General features: G+C 62.1%; 18 protein-coding genes. 11 read left to right on the top strand and 7 right to left on the bottom strand.

The window, feature by feature from the left end:
* The first annotated feature begins 200 nt into the window (after positions 1–200).
* From AAIL67_RS10105 to AAIL67_RS10095, 3 genes are all read left to right on the top strand, one after another.
* The gene (locus AAIL67_RS10105; protein WP_280040943.1) at positions 201–2,300 is read left to right on the top strand and encodes a 3-hydroxyacyl-CoA dehydrogenase NAD-binding domain-containing protein; all 2,100 of its coding nucleotides are present in this window, start codon (positions 201–203) and stop codon (positions 2,298–2,300) included.
* Positions 2,301–2,345: 45 nt separating this feature from the next.
* Positions 2,346–3,521 (top strand): acetyl-CoA C-acyltransferase, encoded by a 1,176-nt coding sequence (locus AAIL67_RS10100; RefSeq protein WP_003069486.1) that lies wholly within the window; start codon positions 2,346–2,348, stop codon positions 3,519–3,521.
* A gap of 138 nt (positions 3,522–3,659) precedes the next feature.
* On the top strand, positions 3,660–5,519 hold the full coding sequence (locus tag AAIL67_RS10095; RefSeq protein ID WP_003069484.1) for an acyl-CoA dehydrogenase: 1,860 nt from the start codon (positions 3,660–3,662) through the stop codon (positions 5,517–5,519).
* A 60-nt stretch (positions 5,520–5,579) separates the two neighbouring features.
* Here AAIL67_RS10095 and AAIL67_RS10090 read toward each other — a convergent pair whose 3' ends face one another.
* On the bottom strand, positions 5,580–6,611 hold the full coding sequence (locus AAIL67_RS10090) for a patatin-like phospholipase family protein (protein WP_003069483.1): 1,032 nt from the start codon (positions 6,609–6,611) through the stop codon (positions 5,580–5,582).
* Between the two features lie 275 nt (positions 6,612–6,886).
* On the opposite strand from AAIL67_RS10090, the gene AAIL67_RS10085 reads away from it, so the two are divergent.
* The 5 genes from AAIL67_RS10085 (at position 6,887) to AAIL67_RS10065 (ending at position 11,406) form a co-directional block, all read left to right on the top strand.
* Complete coding sequence (locus AAIL67_RS10085) at positions 6,887–8,152, top strand: MFS transporter (protein ID WP_052951059.1); 1,266 nt, start codon at positions 6,887–6,889, stop codon at positions 8,150–8,152.
* 176 nt (positions 8,153–8,328) lie between these two features.
* Complete coding sequence (locus AAIL67_RS10080; protein WP_003069479.1) at positions 8,329–8,838, top strand: BON domain-containing protein; 510 nt, start codon at positions 8,329–8,331, stop codon at positions 8,836–8,838.
* An 84-nt stretch (positions 8,839–8,922) separates the two neighbouring features.
* Positions 8,923–10,146, top strand: a complete 1,224-nt coding sequence (locus tag AAIL67_RS10075) for a PLP-dependent transferase (protein WP_046460820.1) — start codon at positions 8,923–8,925, stop codon at positions 10,144–10,146.
* Positions 10,147–10,369: 223 nt separating this feature from the next.
* On the top strand, positions 10,370–11,167 hold the full coding sequence (locus AAIL67_RS10070; RefSeq protein ID WP_003069476.1) for a DUF2189 domain-containing protein: 798 nt from the start codon (positions 10,370–10,372) through the stop codon (positions 11,165–11,167).
* A gap of 20 nt (positions 11,168–11,187) precedes the next feature.
* Complete coding sequence (locus AAIL67_RS10065; RefSeq protein WP_034363096.1) at positions 11,188–11,406, top strand: hypothetical protein; 219 nt, start codon at positions 11,188–11,190, stop codon at positions 11,404–11,406.
* A gap of 17 nt (positions 11,407–11,423) precedes the next feature.
* Here the strand turns inward: AAIL67_RS10065 and AAIL67_RS10060 are convergent, their stop codons facing one another.
* Complete coding sequence (locus tag AAIL67_RS10060; RefSeq protein ID WP_046460821.1) at positions 11,424–12,155, bottom strand: arylesterase; 732 nt, start codon at positions 12,153–12,155, stop codon at positions 11,424–11,426.
* Between AAIL67_RS10060 and AAIL67_RS10055 the strand changes: the two genes are divergently transcribed.
* Complete coding sequence (locus AAIL67_RS10055; protein ID WP_003069470.1) at positions 12,154–12,834, top strand: ABC transporter ATP-binding protein; 681 nt, start codon at positions 12,154–12,156, stop codon at positions 12,832–12,834. The two genes, AAIL67_RS10060 and AAIL67_RS10055, sit on opposite strands and share 2 nt — an antisense overlap.
* A 100-nt stretch (positions 12,835–12,934) precedes the next feature.
* Here the strand turns inward: AAIL67_RS10055 and sstT are convergent, their stop codons facing one another.
* Positions 12,935–14,167, bottom strand: a complete 1,233-nt coding sequence (gene sstT / locus AAIL67_RS10050; RefSeq protein ID WP_003069469.1) for a serine/threonine transporter SstT — start codon at positions 14,165–14,167, stop codon at positions 12,935–12,937.
* Positions 14,168–14,472: 305 nt separating this feature from the next.
* Between sstT and rlmB the strand changes: the two genes are divergently transcribed.
* Positions 14,473–15,243: a 23S rRNA (guanosine(2251)-2'-O)-methyltransferase RlmB gene (rlmB, locus tag AAIL67_RS10045; RefSeq protein ID WP_057092598.1), complete on the top strand. Its 771-nt coding sequence runs from the start codon at positions 14,473–14,475 to the stop codon at positions 15,241–15,243.
* Between the two features lie 79 nt (positions 15,244–15,322).
* Here rlmB and AAIL67_RS10040 read toward each other — a convergent pair whose 3' ends face one another.
* Positions 15,323–17,263, bottom strand: a complete 1,941-nt coding sequence (locus tag AAIL67_RS10040; RefSeq protein WP_057092597.1) for a hybrid sensor histidine kinase/response regulator — start codon at positions 17,261–17,263, stop codon at positions 15,323–15,325.
* Between the two features lie 91 nt (positions 17,264–17,354).
* Between AAIL67_RS10040 and AAIL67_RS10035 the strand changes: the two genes are divergently transcribed.
* A complete protein-coding gene (locus AAIL67_RS10035; RefSeq protein ID WP_012838903.1) occupies positions 17,355–18,128 on the top strand; it encodes an NAD-dependent deacylase in 774 nt (257 codons plus the stop codon).
* Between the two features lie 89 nt (positions 18,129–18,217).
* Here AAIL67_RS10035 and AAIL67_RS10030 read toward each other — a convergent pair whose 3' ends face one another.
* The 3 genes from AAIL67_RS10030 to AAIL67_RS10020 form a co-directional block, all read right to left on the bottom strand.
* Positions 18,218–18,817, bottom strand: coding sequence for a chromate transporter (locus tag AAIL67_RS10030; protein ID WP_039050571.1), 600 nt, complete (start codon positions 18,815–18,817; stop codon positions 18,218–18,220).
* Complete coding sequence (locus tag AAIL67_RS10025) at positions 18,814–19,401, bottom strand: chromate transporter (RefSeq protein ID WP_003062711.1); 588 nt, start codon at positions 19,399–19,401, stop codon at positions 18,814–18,816. The genes AAIL67_RS10030 and AAIL67_RS10025 overlap by 4 nt, the downstream gene beginning before the upstream one ends.
* Positions 19,402–19,559: 158 nt before the next feature.
* Complete coding sequence (locus AAIL67_RS10020; protein WP_003062712.1) at positions 19,560–20,207, bottom strand: GntR family transcriptional regulator; 648 nt, start codon at positions 20,205–20,207, stop codon at positions 19,560–19,562.
* Between the last annotated feature and the right edge of the window lie 47 nt (positions 20,208–20,254).

Below are 20,254 nucleotides of genomic sequence, written 5' to 3'. Positions count from 1 at the left end.
CGCTTTGCGAGAGGGGGACGACATCCTGGCTGCGGGGCGGTGGGGCCGCCCAGGCCCTTGCTTGATGTCTCTGATATGAGGTGTGCTCATTGTGTGAGCTGTCTCGCTCAGGACAAACATCAGTTGCGCAACGCAGCAAAATTCGGAAAATAAAAAACGCACGACCGTTCTTTTCTATTTATTGAACAGGGGACAACAGCATGACTGCTGAATACAAAGTGGACGGAGCCATTGCCGTCATTACCTTGAACAACCCGCCGGTCAACGGCCTGGGTCTGGCCACCAGACGAGGTGTGGTTGAGGGTTTGCGCCAGGCTCTGGCGGATGACGCCGTCAAGGCCATCGTCATTACCGGCGCCGGCAAGGCCTTCTCGGGCGGAGCCGATATCACAGAGTTCGGCAAGGAAGATGCCTACCGCGAGCCGCATCTGATTTCGGTCATCCAGCAACTGGACCTGTCGACCAAGCCTGTGATCGCCGCGATTCACAGCGTCTGCATGGGGGGCGGGCTGGAGCTGGCGCTGGGATGCCATTACCGCATTGCCGCCCCCGGCACGGCCGTGGCGCTGCCCGAGGTCAAGCTGGGCCTGCTGCCAGGCGCCGGCGGCACCCAGCGCCTGCCTCGCGTACTGGGTGTGGAAGCCGCACTCAATATGATTGTCAGCGGCGAGACCGTGATGAGCGAAATGCTGGCCATGCTGCCCGGCCAGAAGCTGTTCAACAAGATGTCTGCATCGGCCGAGACGCTGCTGGCCGAGGCCAAGGCCTTGGCGCTGGAGGTCGCCGATGTCCGCCCGCTGCCGCGTGTGCGCGACCTGTCCTGCAAGCATCCCCAGGGCGAGGCCTATTTCGAGTTCGCCGCCACCATGGTGCAGGGCATGTCCAAGAACTTCCCTGCGCCCCTGCGCTGTCTTGAGGCCGTCAAGAACGCCACGACCAAGAAGTTCGACGACGGCATGGTGGCCGAGCGTGAAGCCTTCATGCAGCTGATGATGACGCCCGAGTCGCGTTCGCTGCGCCATCTGTTCATGGCCGAGCGTGCCGCCTCCAAGATCCCCGACGTGCCCGGCGATACACCGGTGCGCGAGATCCGCACCGTGGGCGTGATCGGCGCCGGCACCATGGGCGGCGGCATTTCCATGAACTTCCTCAATGCGGGCATTCCCGTCACGATTCTGGAGACCAAGCAGGAAGCCCTGGATCGCGGCGTTGCGACCATCCGCAAGAACTACGAAGCCCAGGTCAAGAAGGGCAAGCTCTCCGAGCAGAAGTACGAGCAGCGCATGAGCCTGCTGTCCACGACGCTTAACTATGGCGATCTGAAGAATGCCGACCTCATCATCGAGGCCGTGTTCGAGGAGCTGGGCGTGAAGGAGCAGGTCTTCAAGCAGCTCGATGAAGTGGCCAAGCCCGGCGCGATTCTGGCATCCAACACTTCGACCCTGGATGTGGACAAGATCGCCGCCTTCACCAAGCGTCCACAAGACGTGGTGGGCATGCATTTCTTCAGTCCCGCCAATGTGATGAAGCTGCTGGAAGTGGTGCGCGGCAAGGCCACAGCCAAGGATGTGCTGGCCACGGTGATGAAGGTGGGCAAGAAGATCAAGAAGACGGCCGTGGTCTCCGGCGTCTGCGACGGCTTCATCGGCAATCGCATGATCGAGCAGTACTCGCGCCAGGCCGGCTTCCTGCTGGACGAAGGTGCATCGCCACAGCAGGTGGACAAGGCCATCGAGAAGTTCGGCTTTGCCATGGGCCCGTTCCGCATGGGCGATCTGGCGGGCAACGACATCGGTTGGGCGATTCGCAAGCGCCGTTATGTCGAAAAACCCGATATGAAGTACAGCGCCAGTGCGGACCGTCTGTGCGAGCTGGGCCGCTTTGGCCAGAAGACCGGTGCGGGCTGGTATGACTATGTGCCTGGCAAGCGCGATGCCATCCCTTCGGAGGTGGTGGCCAAGATGATCGACGAGCACCGCAAGAGCCTGGGTATCACGCCGCGCAAGATCTCCGACGAGGAAATCGTGCAGCGCCTGGTCTATGCGCTGGCCAACGAAGGCGCGCACATTCTGGAGGACGGCATTGCCAGCAAGTCCGGCGACATCGACATGGTGTATCTGACCGGCTACGGCTTTCCGCTGTGGCGCGGCGGCCCCATGCACTATGCGGGCGAGGTCGGCCTGTTCAACGTGGTTCAGGCGATGGGTCGCTTTGCCAAGAACCCCAACGACGATGCCAAGTTCTGGCAGCCCGCACCGCTGCTGGCCAAGCTGGCCGCCGAAGGCAAGCAGTTCAGCTAGGCGCGGACGATTTGCCACGGAACACCCAGAATCAAAGGACAGAACATGACATCCGCAGTGATTGTTTCTACCGCGCGCACTCCGCTGGCCAAGAGCTGGAAGGGCGCTTTCAACATGACTTACGGTCCCACCCTGGGGGCCCACGCCGTCAAGGCCGCAGTGGAGCGCGCCGGCATTGAGGGTGCCGAGGTCGAGGACGTGATCATGGGCATGTCCCTGCCCGAAGGCACGACCGGCGGCAACGTCGCCCGTCTGATTGCCATGCGTGCAGGTCTGCCGGTCACCACATCGGGTCTGACCATCAACCGCTTCTGCTCTTCGGGTCTGCAGGCGATTGCGCTGGCTGCCCAGCGCATCATCGCGGGCGAGAACGATGTGCTGGTGGCGGGCGGTCTGGAGAGCATCTCCTGCGTGCAGCCCCACCTGAATCCGCACATGGCCTTCGATCCCGAGCTGACGGCCATGAAGCCCGAGATCTACTGGAGCATGCTGCAGACTGCCGAACAGGTGGCCAAGCGCTACAACATCAGTCGCGATGCCCAGGATGAGTACGGCGCCTCCAGCCAGCAGAAAGCGGCTGCGGCACAGGCGGCCGGCCTGTTCGAAGCGGAAATTGCTCCCATGAAGACCGTCATGGGCGTGGCCGACAAGGTGCGCGGCCTGATCACCAAGGAGGTGACCGTCAGCAAGGATGAGGGCATTCGCGAGGGCACGACCAAGGAAGGCATCAGCGGTCTGCGCAGCGCGCTGCCCGGCGGGGTGATCACGGCCGGCAATGCGAGCCAGTTCTCCGACGGGGCCGGCGCCTGCGCCGTGGTCAGCGAGGAATATGCCTCGCGCAAGGGCCTCAAGCCCCTGGGCCGTTTCCTGGGCTTTGCCGTGGCCGGCTGCGAGCCCGACGAAATGGGCATCGGCCCCATCTACGCCATTCCCAAGGTGCTCAAGAAGCTGGGTCTGTCGATCAACGATATCGACCTGTGGGAGCTCAACGAAGCCTTTGCCGTGCAGGTCATCTACTGCCGCGACAAGCTGGGCATTCCGGCCGACAGGCTCAACGTCAACGGCGGCGCGATTGCTGTGGGCCACCCCTATGGTGTCTCGGGCCAGCGCCTGACGGGGCATGCACTGATCGAAGGCAAGCGCCGCGGCGCCAAGCGTGTCTGCGTGACCATGTGCATTGGTGGCGGTATGGGCGCAGCGGGCGTGTTTGAAGTGCTGTAAGCAGGGCTTCAGCCAAGCCGCCTTCTGGTCACCTTGGGGTAGGGGCTGGAGGCGGCTTTTTTCTCCTCTGGATATATGAAATTGATAGCTTCAAGCGCTTTATCCATAAGCGATGAAGCCTGCTTTGATAGGTAATCTATGCGCCTGCGTTCCACCATTGACTTTCTGCTCTACGACTGGCTGCAGGCCGAAGGCCTGACCAGCCGCCCCCGCTTTGCCGATCATTCGCGTGATACTTTCGATGCGGTGATGGATACCTGCGAGCGTATCGCGCGCGAGAAATACGCGCCCTTCAATCGCACGGTGGATCTGCAGGAGCCGCAGTTCGATGGCGAAAAAGTCATCCTGCCTCAATGCACCTATGAAGCCCGCGAGGCCTATGCCGAATCGGGCATGCTCAGCGCGGCTCAGGACTACGAGATGGGCGGCATGCAGCTGCCCTACACCGTGGAGGCGGCGGCCAACTGCTTTTTCGCGGCGGCCTCGATCAGCATAGGCTCGAACATGCTGACCTCGGGCAATGCCAATGCCATCATGGCCCATGGCAGCGAGCGGCAGAAAAAAGTCTTTGCCGCCAATGAGTTCAACGGCCGCTGGGCCGGCACCATGGCCTTGTCCGAGCCGCAGGCGGGCTCGTCGCTGTCGGACATCGCCACGCGCGCCGAGCCCGATGGCATCGAGCATGAGAGTGACGCGCTGGGGCCGCGCTATCGCCTCAAGGGCAACAAGATGTGGATCAGCTCGGGCGACCACGAAATGACCGAGAACATCGTGCATCTGGTGCTGGCCAAGATTCCGGGCGCCGATGGCAAGACCATTGCCGGCGTGAAGGGCATTTCGCTGTTCATCGTGCCCAAGAAGCTGGTCGATGCCGAGGGCCGGCTGACCGGCGAGCGCAACGATGTGGCCCTGGCAGGCCTCAACCACAAGCTGGGCTGGCGCGGAACGACCAATACCTTGCTCAATTTCGGCGAAGGCAAATACCCTGTGCGCGGTCAGCATGGTGGTGGTCTGGACGGCCGCGGCGCGGGTGCGATCGGCTATCTGGTCGGCAAGCCCGGCGAGGGCCTCAAATGCATGTTCCACATGATGAACGAGGCGCGCATTTCCATCGGCATGGCGGCCTCCATGCTGGGCATGGCGGGCTACCACGCCAGTCTCGAATATGCGCAAAGCCGTCCTCAGGGCAGGCCCATAGGCGAGGGTGGCAAGGATGCGAGCCGGCCGCAGTCGCGCATCATCGAACATGCCGACGTCAAGCGCATGCTGCTGGCGCAGAAGGCCTATTGCGAAGGTGCACTGGCCTTGAACCTGCTGTGCGCCAGATTGGTGGACGAGCAGTACACGGGCGAAGCACAGCAGGCGGCAGAAGCCAGGCTGCTGCTGGAGGTGCTGACGCCGGTGGCCAAGAGCTGGCCCAGCGAGTTCTGCCTGGAGGCCAATTCGCTGGCCATCCAGATCCATGGCGGCTATGGCTATACGCGCGATTTCGCGGTCGAGCAGTACTGGCGCGACAACCGCCTGAACATGATTCACGAGGGCACGCACGGCATACAGGCCATGGATCTGCTGGGCCGCAAGGTCGTCATGGATGGCGGCAAGGGCCTGCAACTGCTGGCTGCACGCATCAATGCCACCATTCAGCGGGCCATGCAGCATGAGAAGCTGGGCAGCTATGCCAATCAACTGGCGCGTGCGCTGGCCGATGTTGGATCAACCACCAAGGCAGCCTGGGCCACGGGCAACCCGCAGGAGGCACTGGCCAATGCCGTGCCCTATATGCAGGCCTTCGGTCACCTGGTGCTGGCCTGGATCTGGCTGGATGTGGCGCTGGCCGTTCTGGCCATGGACAAGGATCTGGCAATTGCAGCTCATCGCGGCAGCATGGCGGCGCAGCGCTACTTCTTCCATTACGAGCTGCCGCGCATCGGCGCCTGGCTACAGGTGGTCAAGGCGCGCGACATGACCTGTGCAGGGATGGAGGAGGAGGCGTTCTGAGCCTCGCAGTGCAATAAAAAGGCCCGCATCAGCGGGCCTTTTTCATGGAGCAGGTTCAGCTCAGGGCTTTTCGCAGTTGCCGCTCATACCCACCATACCGGACAGCTTTTGAAGGCTGGAGCGCTGTTTCAGGCAGTCCTGATAGCTGGCTTCGGCGGCTTTCTGCTGCGCTATTTGAGTGGCTTTGGTGCGTTCGGCGCGCAGCTGGGCGATGCGTTCGCGAATCTGCGGCATCAGTGCAGTGGCGGCCTTCTCGCCTTCCACAATCGCGTGGCTGCGCTGTGCGAAGTCGGCCGGGCCGATGTCCAGCACCTTGGGACGAATGATGATGTCGGCACGCGCCAACTCGGCCTGGCCCAGCTTCTGACCCATGATGGCAATCGACTGATTGAGCGCTCCCAGCATATTGGCGGGGGTCTTGCCGCTGGCCTTGTTGGAGATGTCCACGGCGATCACGATGTCGGCCCCCAGATTGCGCACGGCATCCACCGGCACGGGGCTGACAATGCCGCCGTCCACATAGTGGTGCTTGCCGATGGTGACGGGCTGGAACACGCCCGGCACGCTGCTGGAGGCGCGCACGGCCTGGCCTACATTGCCACGTGCGAACACGGTGCGTTCACCGTCTTCCAGGCGCGTGGAAACCGCAACAAAAGGCTTGGCCATCTGCTCCAGCGGTTTGCGGCGGACTTGTTCATTCACATAGTCCTCAAGCTTCTGGCCCAGCACCAGGCCGCCAGCGGACAGCTGCAGGTCGCGGATCTTGGCTTCGTCCAGCGCCACGGCTTTTTCCTGCAGCTCAAAGGCGTTCATGCCGCTTGCATAGAGCGCACCCACCACGCTGCCGGCGCTGGTGCCTGCCACGAACGAGGGCGTGAGGCCATTGGCCTCGAGCATCTTGATGACGCCGATATGGGCAAAGCCCTTGGCCGCACCGCCGCCCAGCGCCAGGCCGATCTTGATCGGAGGGGCTGATGCGGTGGTCGAGGGGGCCTCAGGAGTCGCTGCGGGGCTGGGGGGATTGCTGCCGCAGGCGGCAAGGCCAAGCAGACTCAAACAGACCAAGGGGCGCAAAAAAGCATTCAGGCACATGCCGGGAAATCCTGCTGTCATTAGGGCGCAAAGTATAGCGACGGGTGTTTGATGCGTTGACGTGCTGGTTTTGATCAGCAAAAAGCATAGCTTCCTGTACTTGATAGCAAATAGTTTGGGGCATGTATCCTTTGTTTGGCCTATGCGTGCCGATGCGGCTTTGCAGACAATGTTCTCATCACAAGCAAGTGGCTGGCCCGCTCTGACGGCGCGGCAGGACCAACGACTGTCCGCTCTGTCCCTGTCGCAGGCCCGGCCCGATCAAGAGGCAGCAAATGTCGCAAAGCAATACATGGCAGGCCGGCGCCACAACGGCACAGGCCTCGGTCTGGTGGGTGGGCTTCGGCCTGGTGGTGGGTGTGCTGGGGGCGGCGCTGATCAGTCCCCTGTATGCGCTCTATCAGCAAGCCTGGCAGTTGCGGCCCAGCGATATCTCGCTGATCTATGTGCTCTATATGTGCGGTGGCCTGTGCGCCCTGCTGTTTCTGGGGCGTCTGCCCGACCGCATCGGCTTTCAGCGCGTGATGCTGTGTTTCCTGTGCCTGACGCTGGCAGGCACCCTGATCTCCATGCTGGCCTGGAATCTGCCCAGCCTGATCGTCGGGCGCTTTGTGGTGGGGCTGTCCTCAAGCCTCATCACCATCAGCGCCACCACGGGGCTGACGCTGCTGGCTTCCAGCGCAAGCACCGGTCTGCAGCCGCAGCGCGTGGCCATGGTGGCCAGCTTTCTCAATGTGCTGGGCTTTGGTCTGGGGCCCTTGATCGGTGGCGTGGCGGGGCAGTGGCTGCCTCAGCCCTTGACGACGGCCTATCTGGTGCCGCTGGTGCTGGGCTGCATCGGTGTGGCGGGCGTTGTCACGCTCAAGCTGCCGGAGTCGGTGCTGCGGGGTGCGGGCCAACTGGGGCAGGCCCCGGGCCGCCTGCACTGGCGGGACTGTCTGCCGCGGCTGACCTGGCCTGTGCACGAGGATTCCCTGGCCTTTGCACTGACCTGTGGCTACCCGTTCGTGGCGTTCGGCGTATTCGGGCTGTATGCCTCCATGGCGCCGCTGTTTCTACAGCAGATGATTCCCTGGAGCGGCCCGGTGGTCAGCGGTACGGCCATTGCGGTGATTTTGCTTGTCTCTGCAGGCATTCAGCTGGTGGCTGCCAGCCTGCCGCTGCACCGCTGCGGTTTTGCCGGCATGGCGCTGCTGGTGCTCAGCAACGGCATGCTGTTGCTGAATCTGCAGATGCGCTCGACGCTGCTGTTCATCTTGGGCGTGTGTTTGACGGCACTGGGGCATGGCATGTGCATGCTGGCCGGCATGACCATGGTGGGCCGTCTTGCCAGACCCGACAACCGGGCAGGCATGTTGTCTACCTATCAGACCATCGGTTTGCTTGGCTCCATGCTGCCCATGATGGCAGTGGGCTGGATTGCCGACCACTGGAGCATCAAGCTGGCCGTGAGCCTGTTTGCCTGCTTTGTCATGCTGTTGGCTACCCTGCTGGGCTTGGCATTTGCGCGCCATCCGCGCATGCAAGAGGTTGCGGATTAGTGCATGGCTTGCATAGAGTTTCTGTAAATCACAGAAGAAAACACTTATTAATCAAATGTCACAAATTCGGACAAATTTGTCCTACAGGGATGCGGGAAAAGTTCGTATCCGAGCCAAAATGGTGGTTCGTTACAGTTGACCGTCATGTTTTTGCAAGCATTAAGGGAGAAATCGATATGACCACTATGTTCAAGCGTTCCGCTCAAGTTCTGGCCATTACCGCCTTGGCCTTTGGCTTGGCTGCCTGCGGCAAGTCCGACGACAACAAGACCGCTGGCCAGAAGCTCGATTCCGCCATTTCCCAGACCGAGAAGGCTGCGGAAAATGCTGGCAGCAAGATTGAAGAAGGTACGGCCAAGGCCGGCGATGCAGCTGCCGATGCATTGGCCAAGGCTGGTGAAGCTACCGGTGCCGCCATGGAAAAGGCTGGCAACAAGATGGAAGAAGGCGCTGCCAAGGCGGGTGCTGCCCTCGATGACGCCGGCATTACCGCTGCCGTCAAGACCGATTTGATCAAGGCCCCGGAAATCAGCGCTCTGCAGATCAATGTGGACACCAAGGGCGGCGCAGTGACCCTGACCGGCACCGTGCCCAGCGAAGCCGTCAAGACCCAGGCCGGTGAGATCGCCAAGGCTGCCAAGGGCGTGACCTCGGTCAACAACAACCTGACCGTGAAGGCTGGCTGATCCCCCTAGGTCGCCACCTCGCATGAAGCCAGAGCGCGCAAGCCCTCTGGCTTTTTTGTGGCTGCATGGCACTAAGATCAGGGCATGACCCAAGCCGACCACAAGCTATCCACCCATCTGATCCATCATCCCTACAAGCCACCGACGGACTTCGAAGGCCCCCAGCTTGCCGTGCACAAGGCCTCGACTGTGTACTTCGAGAATGTGCAGGCCATGCGCGAGCGCCGCTGGCTTGACAAGAGCAGCTACACCTACGGTCTGCATGGCACGCCCACGACCTATGCCCTGGAAGAACGTCTGGCCTCGCTGGAAGGTGGTCTGCAATGCCTGCTGGTACCCAGCGGCCTGGCCGCGATTGCCACGGTGTCGCTGGCGCTGCTCAGGACGGGCGACGAGGTGCTGGTGCCCGATAACGTATACGGTCCCAACAAGACGCTGACCGAGGGCGAGCTGGCTCATTTTGGCATTCGCCATCAGTACTATGACCCCATGTGCGTCGAAGACCTGGCAGCCAAGATCACGCCGGCCACCAAGCTGGTCTGGCTGGAGGCTCCTGGCTCGGTAACCATGGAGTTCCCCGATCTTGTCGAGCAGGTGCGCCTGTGCCGGGCCAGGGGAGTGACCATGGTGCTGGACAACACCTGGGGCGCGGGTCTGGCTTTCCGTCCCTTCGACCTGCTGGGCGATGGCAGCCTGGGCGTCGATGTCACGGTCCATGCCCTGACCAAATACCCCAGCGGCGGCGGTGATGTGCTGATGGGCAGCATCATCACGCGCAACCAGCCCCTGCATATGCGCATCAAGCTCGCGCACATGCGCCTGGGCCTGGGCGTGAGCGGCAACGACGCCGAAGCCGTGCTGCGCAGCCTGCCCAGCATCGGCCTGCGCTATCACGCGCAGGATCGCTCGGCACGCCAGCTGGCGCAGTGGCTGGCTGCCCAGAGTGCCGTGGCGCAGGTGCTGCACCCCGCCATGCCTGATGCCCCGGGCCATGCTTGCTGGAAGCAGCTGTGCGGACAAGGGCAGGGCCAGGATGGCGTGGCCGCCGGTCTGTTCAGCGTGGTCATCGACGAGCGCTTCGACCAGGCGGCCGTCGATCGCTTCTGCGACAGCCTGCGCCTGTTCAAGCTGGGCTACAGCTGGGGCGGGCCCGTGAGTCTGGTCGTGCCCTATGAGCTGCCCGAGATGCGCAGCCGTGCCACACCCCACATCAAGGCGGGCACTGTGGTGCGCTTTGCCATCGGCCTTGAGGATACTAGCGATCTGCAGGCCGACCTGGCCCAGGCCCTGCTCAGGGCCTTTGGTTGAAGCTATTTAAATAGGAGCTGGCAGCGCTTGTCGAGAAGCGATTTCAATGCTTTTATTGACTGAAGTCAATAAAGAATGGGCGCTATAAGCTCTTGTTTTCATAGTGAAAACGCGGAGGCCGGCATGCGGGCTTTCCGCAATGCAGATTCGAGGTTGAGCGGGTAACTTGTTCCTGTCAGCTGCCGCCACCGAGGCGCGGTACGGGCGACAAGGAGGGTCTCGCATGCAAGCTTCCCCTGTTTCCGAGGTCAAGGCCGAGTCCGGCAATCTGCAGATTCTGCAACTGCGCTGGAGCGAGCCCTGGCAATGGCTGCTGCTCGGCCTTAGCGATGTGCGGCGCGCACCAATGATTGCGCTGTTCTATGGCCTGTGTTTCTGGGGCATGGCACGTCTGATGGCCTGGGTGTTTCGCTCCAGCCCTGAATATCTGATGTCCATGGCCAGCGGCTGTCTGCTGGTAGGCCCCTTCCTGGCCATGGGCCTGTACTACGTCAGCAAGCAACTGGAGCAGGGCAAGCCCGTGCTGCTGTCGGAGTCGTTGACCTGCTGGGACAAGCATCTGGCCAGCATGGGCATGCTGGTCATGGTGCTGATGGTGCTGGAGATGCTCTGGGGGCGCGCCGCCATGGTGGTGTTCGCCATTTCGTTCGATACCGGCATGCCCAGTACGGCAACCCTGCTGCAGACCCTGCTGCGGCCCGAGAACTGGGAGTTCCTGCTGGGCTACACCGCGGTTGGCGGGATATTTGCTGCCTTGGTGTTTGCCAGCATGGTGGTTTCACTGCCCGCCATTCTTGATCTGGATACCGATGCCTTGACGGCCTGCATCACCAGCATGCGCGTGGTGGGTGCCAACACGGGTGTGATGCTGCTGTGGGGGCTGATCATCACCGTGTTGATCGCGGTCTCGCTGCTCTTCTACAGTGCAGGTCTGATCGTCATCGGGCCGCTGCTGGGTTGCACCAGCTGGCATGCTTATAAAGCCAGCGTCCGCGCCGAAAGCAAGGAGAACCCTGCTTAAGGTGCAATGAGGGGGATGTCATGGAGTTCTGGAACTGGTTGAAAAAAATCTTCTCGCCTCAGTCCGGCGTGCCGGGGCGCAGCGCTGATTCGCAGCTGGCCTGGACTTCGGCAAGCAGTCGTGAAGACGGCAGCGACGTCTTCAACGACAGCTATTTTTGTGGCTCGGGCAGCGGCGAAGGTGTCTGCAGCTCGGACGGCGGCGACTCCGGCGGTGATGGCGGAGGCAGCGGCGACTGAGGCCGCGCGGCCGTCACTTATTTCAGCAATGGCCTGAGCTTGGGCCAGACATTGGCCAGCATCTGTGGCTGAGCCTGGGCATTGGGGTGAATGCGGTCGCTCTGAAACCATCGCTCGGCGTCCGCAGCATCGCCGATGCCCGACAGCAGAAACGGCACCAGCGGCAGCTTTTGCGCGTCGGCAATGCTCCTGAACATCTCGGCAAATTGCTCGGTATAGGCCGCACCATAGTTGGGCGGTACCTGCATGCCCACCAGCAGCACCTGGGCCCCGGCCTCCCTGGCGGCCTTGATCATGACTTCCAGATTCTGCTGAGTGCTCTGCAGCGCCAGGCCGCGCAATGCGTCGTTGCCGCCCAGCTCCAGAATCAGGATGCCCGGCTCATGCTGCCTGAGCAGCGATGCCAGGCGCGCTCTGCCGCCGGCCGTAGTCTCGCCGCTGATGCTGGCATTGACCACCTTGCGCGGATTCTTTTCGTCATTCATGCGCTGCTGCAGCAACTGCACCCAGCCCTTGCCGCGCGTCAGGCCGTATTCGGCGCTCAGAGAATCGCCAAGTACCAGCACCGGGCCGGGTTTCGCGCCGGGAGCGGCCTTGGCCGGCTCCTTGTTCCTGGCGGGCGATGAGGCCACTGCCGCACCGCAAGCCCCTGAAATGGCGAGCGACAGAGCAACAGCGATACAGTGACGGCGCTGCAGTGCAAAGTGCTGGTTGCGACTCTTGACGTTTTTGCTATCCAATTGATTCATGTCCACAACTCTTGCCATTCCTTTGATTGCCGTTGAGCAACTGTCCAAATCGGTGAGCGATTCCACAGGCGTGCTGGATATTTTGCGGGATATCAATCTGAGTTTCACGGCCGGCGAAACCGTTGCCATTGTGGGTGCCTCCGGCTCGGGTAAAAGCACTTTGCTGTCGATTCTGGCCGGCCTCGATACCCCCAGTCGCGGCACGGTCCGCTTGCTGGGCCAGGATCTGTTTGCACTCAGCGAGGACGACAGGGCAGCGGTGCGGGCACAGAAGATGGGCTTTGTCTTCCAGAGCTTTCAGTTGCTGGGCAATCTCACGGCGCTGGAAAACGTCATGCTGCCGCTGGAGCTGGCGGGTCAGCGCGATGCGAGAGCACGAGCTTCGCAGATGCTGGAGCGCGTGGGCCTGGGCCAGCGTCTCAATCACTATCCCAGGCTGATGTCGGGCGGCGAGCAGCAGCGCGTGGCCCTGGCGCGTGCTTTTGTGGTGGAGCCGGCCGTGCTGCTGGCCGACGAGCCCACCGGCAGTCTGGACTTCGCCACGGGCCAGACCATCATGGAGCTGATGTTTGCGCTCAACCGCGAGCGCGGCACGACTCTGATTCTGGTGACGCATGACCGCGAGATTGCGGCGCAATGTGATCGAAGCATCACCATAGAAGCCGGGCGCTCTGTCTGAAAAACCAAAAGGCCTGTGTGATCACAGGCCTTTTTGGGGATCTGGCGCTTATCAAATAAGCGCTTGCAGCTATCAAATCAGTAGATTCTGAGTTCAAGCCTCAGATGCGCGCGACTTCCAGCCCGGCCCTGCGCTCTGCGGCGCGGCAGGCGGCCGCGGTAAACAGCACGTCGGTCGAGGAATTGAGGGCTGTCTCGGTCGAATCCTGAATCACGCCGATCACATAGCCGACACCCACCACCTGCATGGCCACATCGTTGGGAATGTTGAACAGGCTGCAGGCCAGCGGAATCAGCAGCAGCGATCCACCGGGTACGCCCGAGGCACCGCAGGCACAGACCGCAGAGACCACGCACAGCAGTATGGCCGTGGGAATGTCCACCGAGATATTGAGCGTATGGGCAGCGGCCAGTGTCAGCACGCTGATGGTGACGGCAGCGCCGGCCATATTGATGGTGGCGCCCAGCGGGATGGAGATGCTGTAGGTGTTCTCGTCGAGCCTGAGCTTCTGGGCCAAGGCCAGATTGACGGGAATGTTGGCTCCCGAGCTGCGCGTGAAGAAGGCGGTCACTGCGCTTTCGCGCAGGCAGGTCAGCACCAGCGGGTAGGGGTTGCGGCGAGTCTGTGTCCAGACAATGACTGGGTTGATCACCAATGCCACAAACACCATGCAGCCGACCAGCACGGCCAGCAGATGGGCGTAGTCCTTGAGTGCTTCCAGCCCGCCGGAGGAGAAGGTGGCGACCACCAGGCCGAAGATGCCGAAGGGGGCCAGGCGAATCACGCCTTGAATCACGCGGGTGATGGCATGGCCAAAGTCCTCCACCATGGTGCGGGTGGTGGGCGTGGCGTGGCGTAGTGCCAAGCCCAGCGCGATAGCCCAGGCCAGAATGCCGATGTAGTTGGCGTTCAGCAATGCATTGACGGGGTTGTCGAACAGGCTTTGGACGACGGTGCTCAGCACCTGGCTGATCTCGCCGGGCACGCTCTGGACTTTGGGCGCTTCACGAAAGTGAATCACCGAGGGAAAGAGCGCGCTGGCTGCAACGGCCACGCAGGCCGCCGCCAGCGTGCCGATGACGTACAGCCAGAGCACGGGCTTGATTTGCGTTTCCTGGCCGGGGCGGTGGCTGCTGACGGCAGCCATGACCAGCAGCAGCACCAGAACCGGAGCGACAGCCTTGAGCGCGGCAATGAACAAGCTGCCCAACAGGGAAACCGACTGGGCGGCGGCCGGCCATAGCCAGGCCACCAGGCCGCCCAGAATCAGGGCAATCAGAATCTGCAGCACCAGGCTGCTGCGGTTGAACCAATCGAGCAAGGCGTTGAGCATGCTGGGTATTCGTTATGGGATGGGAGGGAGATACAAACACGTAAGCCTCCTCATGCCGGACATGAAGAGGCTATATGCGTGAATGCCGGGGCAGCAGGCTCAAGCCTGTTGCCAGTCGTTCTGGGCGGCAGTGGAGCTTCATGTGAAGACTCGCACTCGGAAAAAACCATGCTGGTACTGCTTGATGAACCGGTGCCTTGCCCGTTGGGGGCGCAGTGTAGCGGCAATGGAAAACCTCAGCTGTCAGCCCAGACATGGCCCTGCGAGTCTCAGGTCTGCCGTAAACGCCGGGATAATGTGGCCCCATGTCGTCCCCCAAAGTTCTTTTCGGCTTTCACGCCGTAGGCGTGCGTCTGAAGACCGCCCCCCAATCCATCATCGAAGTCTATTTCGAGGCTTCGCGCCGCGATGCGCGCATGCGCCAGTTTCTGGAACGTGCCAAGGAAGCCGGGGTGCGTCTGATCGAGGCCGATGCCCTGCGCCTTGCCAAGCTCGCCGGCTCTCACGGCCATCAGGGCGTGGCTGCACGCGTGGAAGAAGTCAAGGACACGCGCACGCTCGACGAGCTGCTCGACGACCTGGAGGAGGAGGGGGTGAAGGCCCCGCTGCTGCTGGTGCTCGATGGTGTGACCGATCCGCACAACCTGGGGGCCTGCCTGCGTGTAGCCGACGGCGCCGGTGTGCATGCCGTGATCGCTCCCAAGGACCACGCGGCCGGCATCAACGCCACCGTGGCCAAGGTGGCCAGCGGCGCGGCCGAGACCGTGCCTTACTTCATGGTCACCAATCTGGCGCGCACGCTCAAGGAACTCAAGGAGCGCGGCATCTGGATCATCGGTACCAGCGGCGATGCCGACAAACATCTCTACCAGATGGATCTGACCGGACCGACGGCACTGGTGCTGGGGGCCGAGGGCGATGGCATGCGCCAGCTGACCCGCAAGACCTGCGATGCGCTGGTCAGTATTCCCATGCAGGGCGCGGTGGAGAGTCTGAATGTGTCCGTGGCCAGCGGTGTGTGTCTTTATGAGGCTTTGCGCCAGCGCCTGGCCGAAGCCGTGGCGATCAAGGCCTGAGCCGGCTTTCCCTGTATCTGAGGCAAGGCGTGGCTGCGAGAGCAGCCACGCCTTTTTTGAAGGTCCGGCCGAGCCGTTCTCAGACGGCCGGCAGATCGGCTGGCGTCGTGAAGTCCGGATGCAGCATGCGCTGCACGGTGCGTGCCAGCTCGCCAATCTCCATGGGCTTGCTCAGCACCACGTAGCGGCATTCCTGGGCATGCGGCACTTCGGCCTCTTCGCTGCTGGTCATGAGGATGAGCGGAATGAGAACATGCTCCCGGGCCAGCTTTTCCTGCATTTTTGCGATGCTCAAGGCACCGGAAAACTCATCGGCGGCAATGATGAGATCCACCTTCATGCCGCTGTTGATATAGCGCAGCGCGACTTCGGGTAAATATGCGGTCACGACCTGATAACCAAGTCCGTAGAGTACCTGGGCCATGGCATTGCGCGTGGCCAGATCGGGCTCGATGAGCAAAATCGTTTCCTGCCGGCCCACTGGGGCCGAGGCTTGCGGGCTCTGCGGCACGACCGGTTGTGAGCGCGGAAAGTACAGGCTCACGATGGTTCCCAGGCCTGGAGTGCTTTCCACTTCGATCAGGCCCTGGACATGGTCCATGAAGTTCTTGACCATGGGCAGGCCCAGGCCCGCGCCCTTGCCTTCGGGCTTGGTGGTGAAGAACATGTCGAAGATGCGGGCCTTGATCTCCTCACTCATGCCCATGCCGTTGTCGGCTACGCTGATCATCACGTAGTCGCCCGCATGGCTGGCGCGCTTTAGCAGCACGTTCTCCGCTGTCAGCGTGATCTGGCCCTGCTCTTCGGTGGCATCACGCGCATTGATGCAGAGATTGATCAGCGAGTTTTCGAAATACAGCTTGTCCACGCTGATGGGCCAGATGCTGGACGCCATATGCAGCTGCAGTTCAGCGTTCTGGCCTACGGCCTTGCTCAGCAGAGGCTCCAGATCCTGCACCAGTGCACGGGGGTCGGCGGCAGCCAGCTGCATGGATTTGCGACTGCTGAATCCCGTCAGATGCGATGCCAGGCTGCCTGCTTTCTGAATGGTGTTGAGTATCACATCCACATGTTCGAGCTGCTCGGGCTCGCCCAGCTGCTTCTCCAGCATGCCGGCATGCAGGCCGGTGATGAAAAGCAGGTTCTTCATGTCATGCGCGACACCGGCAGACAACTGGTTCACCATGCCCATTTTCTGGGCTTGGGCGAGGTAGGTTTCGGCCTGATCCAGCGCCTGCTGCTTGAGTCTCAGCTGGTGGCTCAGCGTGGTGATCTGGTCGCGCAGCTGATTCTCGGATTGCCGGACGCTGTCTATGCCCAGGTTGGCGCCGACCCAGTAGAGAATTCTGCCCTGCGCATTCTTGACGGGAGACAGCGACGAGAAAAACCAGTGGAACTGTCCGTCATGGCGCTTGATGCGCAGCCGGTATCCCGTCGGCTTTTCGGTGATCAGGGCGCGCGACAGCCCGGTGTTGACGGTCGCCAGATCGTCTGGATGCACGATATCAATCCATATGCCTTCGCGCAGGCTCAGGGGGCGTACTTCCCGGTAGGCGTATTCATGCAGGGCCCGGTTGAGCCAGGTCACCTCTCCATGGGGTGTTGCAATCCAGACCTGGTAGGGCAGGTGGTCCAGAAAGTCCTCAAAGCGGTTGACATGCCCCAGCCCGAGCTCGTCATCGGGTTCACGAAACGAGGTTTCGGTCGGCAATACATAGCATTGCACCGCTTCTGCCGCGCCATTGCCCTGAATCGGCGAAAAATGCCAGAGTCCGGGGTGATCGGGCAAGTTTGCAGTCGCTTCCAGGCCTGTCTCCACGCACTGCCTGATAGCCAGCCTGGCTGTTTCCAGAATCTCGCGCGCGGGAATGCCGGGTGCCTGGTGACTGGGCTGCAGAAGGCGCTGCAATGCAGGATTGGCAAAGCGCAGTTCCAATGTCTGGACATCAACAAGACCCCATGCCAATGCTGCAGGCGTCATGGCTTGCTGAAGTGCGAACAATTGGCCCGATTCGTTCATATGCTGGTGTGGTGCAATATCAGGCAAAGAAGAAGCTCCGCAGGGAAATTCAAGTATTCCACGTTGCAACTCGATTTTTGAGGTTATAGCCTTGGTTCAAGCACTTATTGACAATTCTTCGACGTCCTTGGGTGCGATTGCCTGCGTACGTCGCTGGCTGGGCGAGGCGCAGCGACTGGCCGTGCTGACCGGGGCAGGTGTCAGCGCCGAGTCGGGAGTGCCCACTTTCAGAGAGGATGCAAACGGGTATTGGTCCCAGTTCAAGCCCGAGGAAATGGCCAGCGAGTTGGGGTATCGCCGCGATCCGGCTCATGTCTGGCGCTGGTACGAGCACCGACGTGCGCTGGTTGCCAAGGTGACTCCCAATGAGGGGCACCTGGCGCTGGCGCGTTGGGCAAGGCAGCATCCCGGTCGAATGACACTCATCACGCAGAATGTGGATGGTCTGCACCAGCAGGCGGGCAGTGAAGGTGTGCTGAGCCTGCATGGGGAGCTGAGCAGGAATCGCTGGCTGAATCGCCGTTGTGCGTCCTGCGACATGGAGCAGGCTGTCCCGGGCGAGCCGCCTCATTGCGCCGCCTGCGGCAATTTGCTGCGGCCTGCCGTCGTGTGGTTTGGCGAGTCTCTGCCGAGCCAGACCTGGGCCAGGGCAGAGCAGGCGGCAGAGCAATGTCAGCTGATGCTGGTGATCGGCACGTCGGGCGCAGTCTACCCAGCAGCAGGTCTGGCCAAGATCGCACGGCGCAACCGGGCGCGCGTGGTCATCATCAACCCCCATGCCAGCGAGCTGGACTCGGTGGCCGACCAGATGATCGCCATGCCATCGGCACAGGTGCTGCCCTTGCTGCTGGCAAGTCCCGAGTAGGCCGGGATGGGATTGCTAGCGGCTGTCTCAGTGAGGAGACTGCTTTGGCAGTTGACGCCGATCTTCCGACCCCGGGGGCGGTACTGCGTTTACACCCAGCCCAGCGCACCCAGCGCCGCGCCGGCAGCCAGCAGCCACAGCAGATGAATGCGTGTGCGCCATACCAGCAATGTGCATGCAAGGCTCAGCAGCCATAGCTTCCAGTCCCTGCCAGGGTTGCCGCTGGCGCTGCCCAGCAGCCAGCCTGTCGCCAGCAGCAGACCAATCACCAGCGGAGCCATGCCTTGCTTGAAGGCGCGCACGCCGCGTTTGTCCCGGTTGCGCTGACCCCAGCGCGAGGCCTGCCAGGTCAGCAGCGAGCTGGGCAGCAAAATGCCCACCATGCATACGGCAACTCCGAGTGCTCCCAGTCCCCAGGCCGCCGGGCCGGTGCCGCCTCCTGCATTCAGACCCACGTTCCAGCCCAGCAGGGCGATGAACAACACATTGGGGCCGGGGGCGGCCTGGGCAATGGCGATGGAACTGGTGAACTGGGTTTCCGACAGCCAGCGATTGCCGTCGACCAGATAGCGGTGCATATCGGGCGCAGCGGTGATGGCTCCACCCACGGCCATCAGCGACAGCGTCAGGAAATAGGCAAACAGATGCAGCCAGTCCACGGTCTGCAGCTCGATCGTCAGCGTGCTCATGCCAGCCTCCGGTAGGTCAGCACGCAGCCTGTTGCGCCCACCAGCAGCAAGGCCCAGAACAGCGGCAGGCGCAGCACGGCCACCAGCACAAAGGCGGCGATGGCCAGCCCTGCGCAATACCACTTGCCCAGCGGGTGCTTGCGCAGCGTGCCAGCCAGCTTCAGGCCCATGCCCGCCACCAGCCCTGCCGCCACGGCGCCCATGCCGCGCAGGGCTCCGGCCACGGCCGGGTTGGCCGCAAACTGGGTATAGATCAGGGTGAGGCTGATGACCACCAGCATGGGAAACGTCAGCATTCCGCACAACCCCACGATGGCGCCGCGCCAGCCGAAGTAGCGTTCGCCCAGCATGATGGAAAGATTCACCACATTGGGGCCGGGCATGATCTGTGCCACGGCCCAATCCTCCATGAACTCCTCATTGCTCAGCCATTGGCGTTTTTCGACCAGTTCGCGCTGCACCACGGCCAGCACACCGCCAAAGCCCTGCAAGGCCAGAAAGGTCAGCGACCAGAACAGTTCGCTCAGATGGCGCGGGCGTGGCCGCTCGGCTTGCGGCAGTGACGAAGGGGCGGGTGAGCTCATTGAAAGGGCCTCTGGGCCTCTGGAGAAAGTGATGGCGATCAGCCGTGGATGCTAATGCGGACGCCCCTGCCCGGATAGCTGCCAGCCATCTTCAGTAGAGAAGGGCGTATCGATCACTTTGATGGCTCCCGTTGCCGGATCGCGACGCCTGGCGCAGGTCAGAGGTCGCCCAGTATCTGTTCCAGATCTGCGTCGTCGGCATCGGCCTCCAGGCGCAGGCTGCCCTGTATGTGATCCAGATGGCTGAGCATCAGCTGTTCTGCCAGCTCGCCATTGCCCGCGACAATGGCATCGACCACGGCCTCGTGCTCGTCCACCAGACAGCAGGTGTTGACCGCCGATTCATACAGCGAGATCGTCAGGCAGGTCAGCGTGGACAGTTCACGCATGCTGCGCAGCAGCGCGGAGTTGCCGGCCAGTTCGGCAAGCAGTACATGAAATTCGCCGGACAGGCGAACCGTGGCTCGCTTGTCGGAATTGGCGCGAGCATCGCGCTCCTGCTTCAGATGAGCCTGCAGGCGACGGATCTTGCTGTTGTCCATGTTCAGAACGAGGCGACGCACAATGCCTGGCTCTATCAGCCGGCGCGCTTCGAAGACGTCCAGCGCCTGCTCGATGCTGGGCTTGGCAACAAAGGCTCCGCGCTGCGGGAACAGCTCCACCATCTGGTCGCGGGCCATGCGGGCAAGGACCTCGCGCACGCGAGCCCGGCTGGTGTTGAAGATATTGGCCAGCCTGTCTTCGCCGAGCTTGGTTCCCGGCAGCAGGCGGTGCTCATGGATGGCTGTGGCAATGCGGGCTGCCATTTCATCCACGGTAATTTCAGATCGAGATGTGTTGCTTCGATTGTTCA

Source organism: Comamonas sp. A7-5, assembly GCF_039581385.1.
In the GTDB taxonomy this organism is placed as follows: domain Bacteria; phylum Pseudomonadota; class Gammaproteobacteria; order Burkholderiales; family Burkholderiaceae_C; genus Comamonas; species Comamonas thiooxydans.
This window is presented reverse-complemented; position numbering and strand designations above follow the sequence as displayed.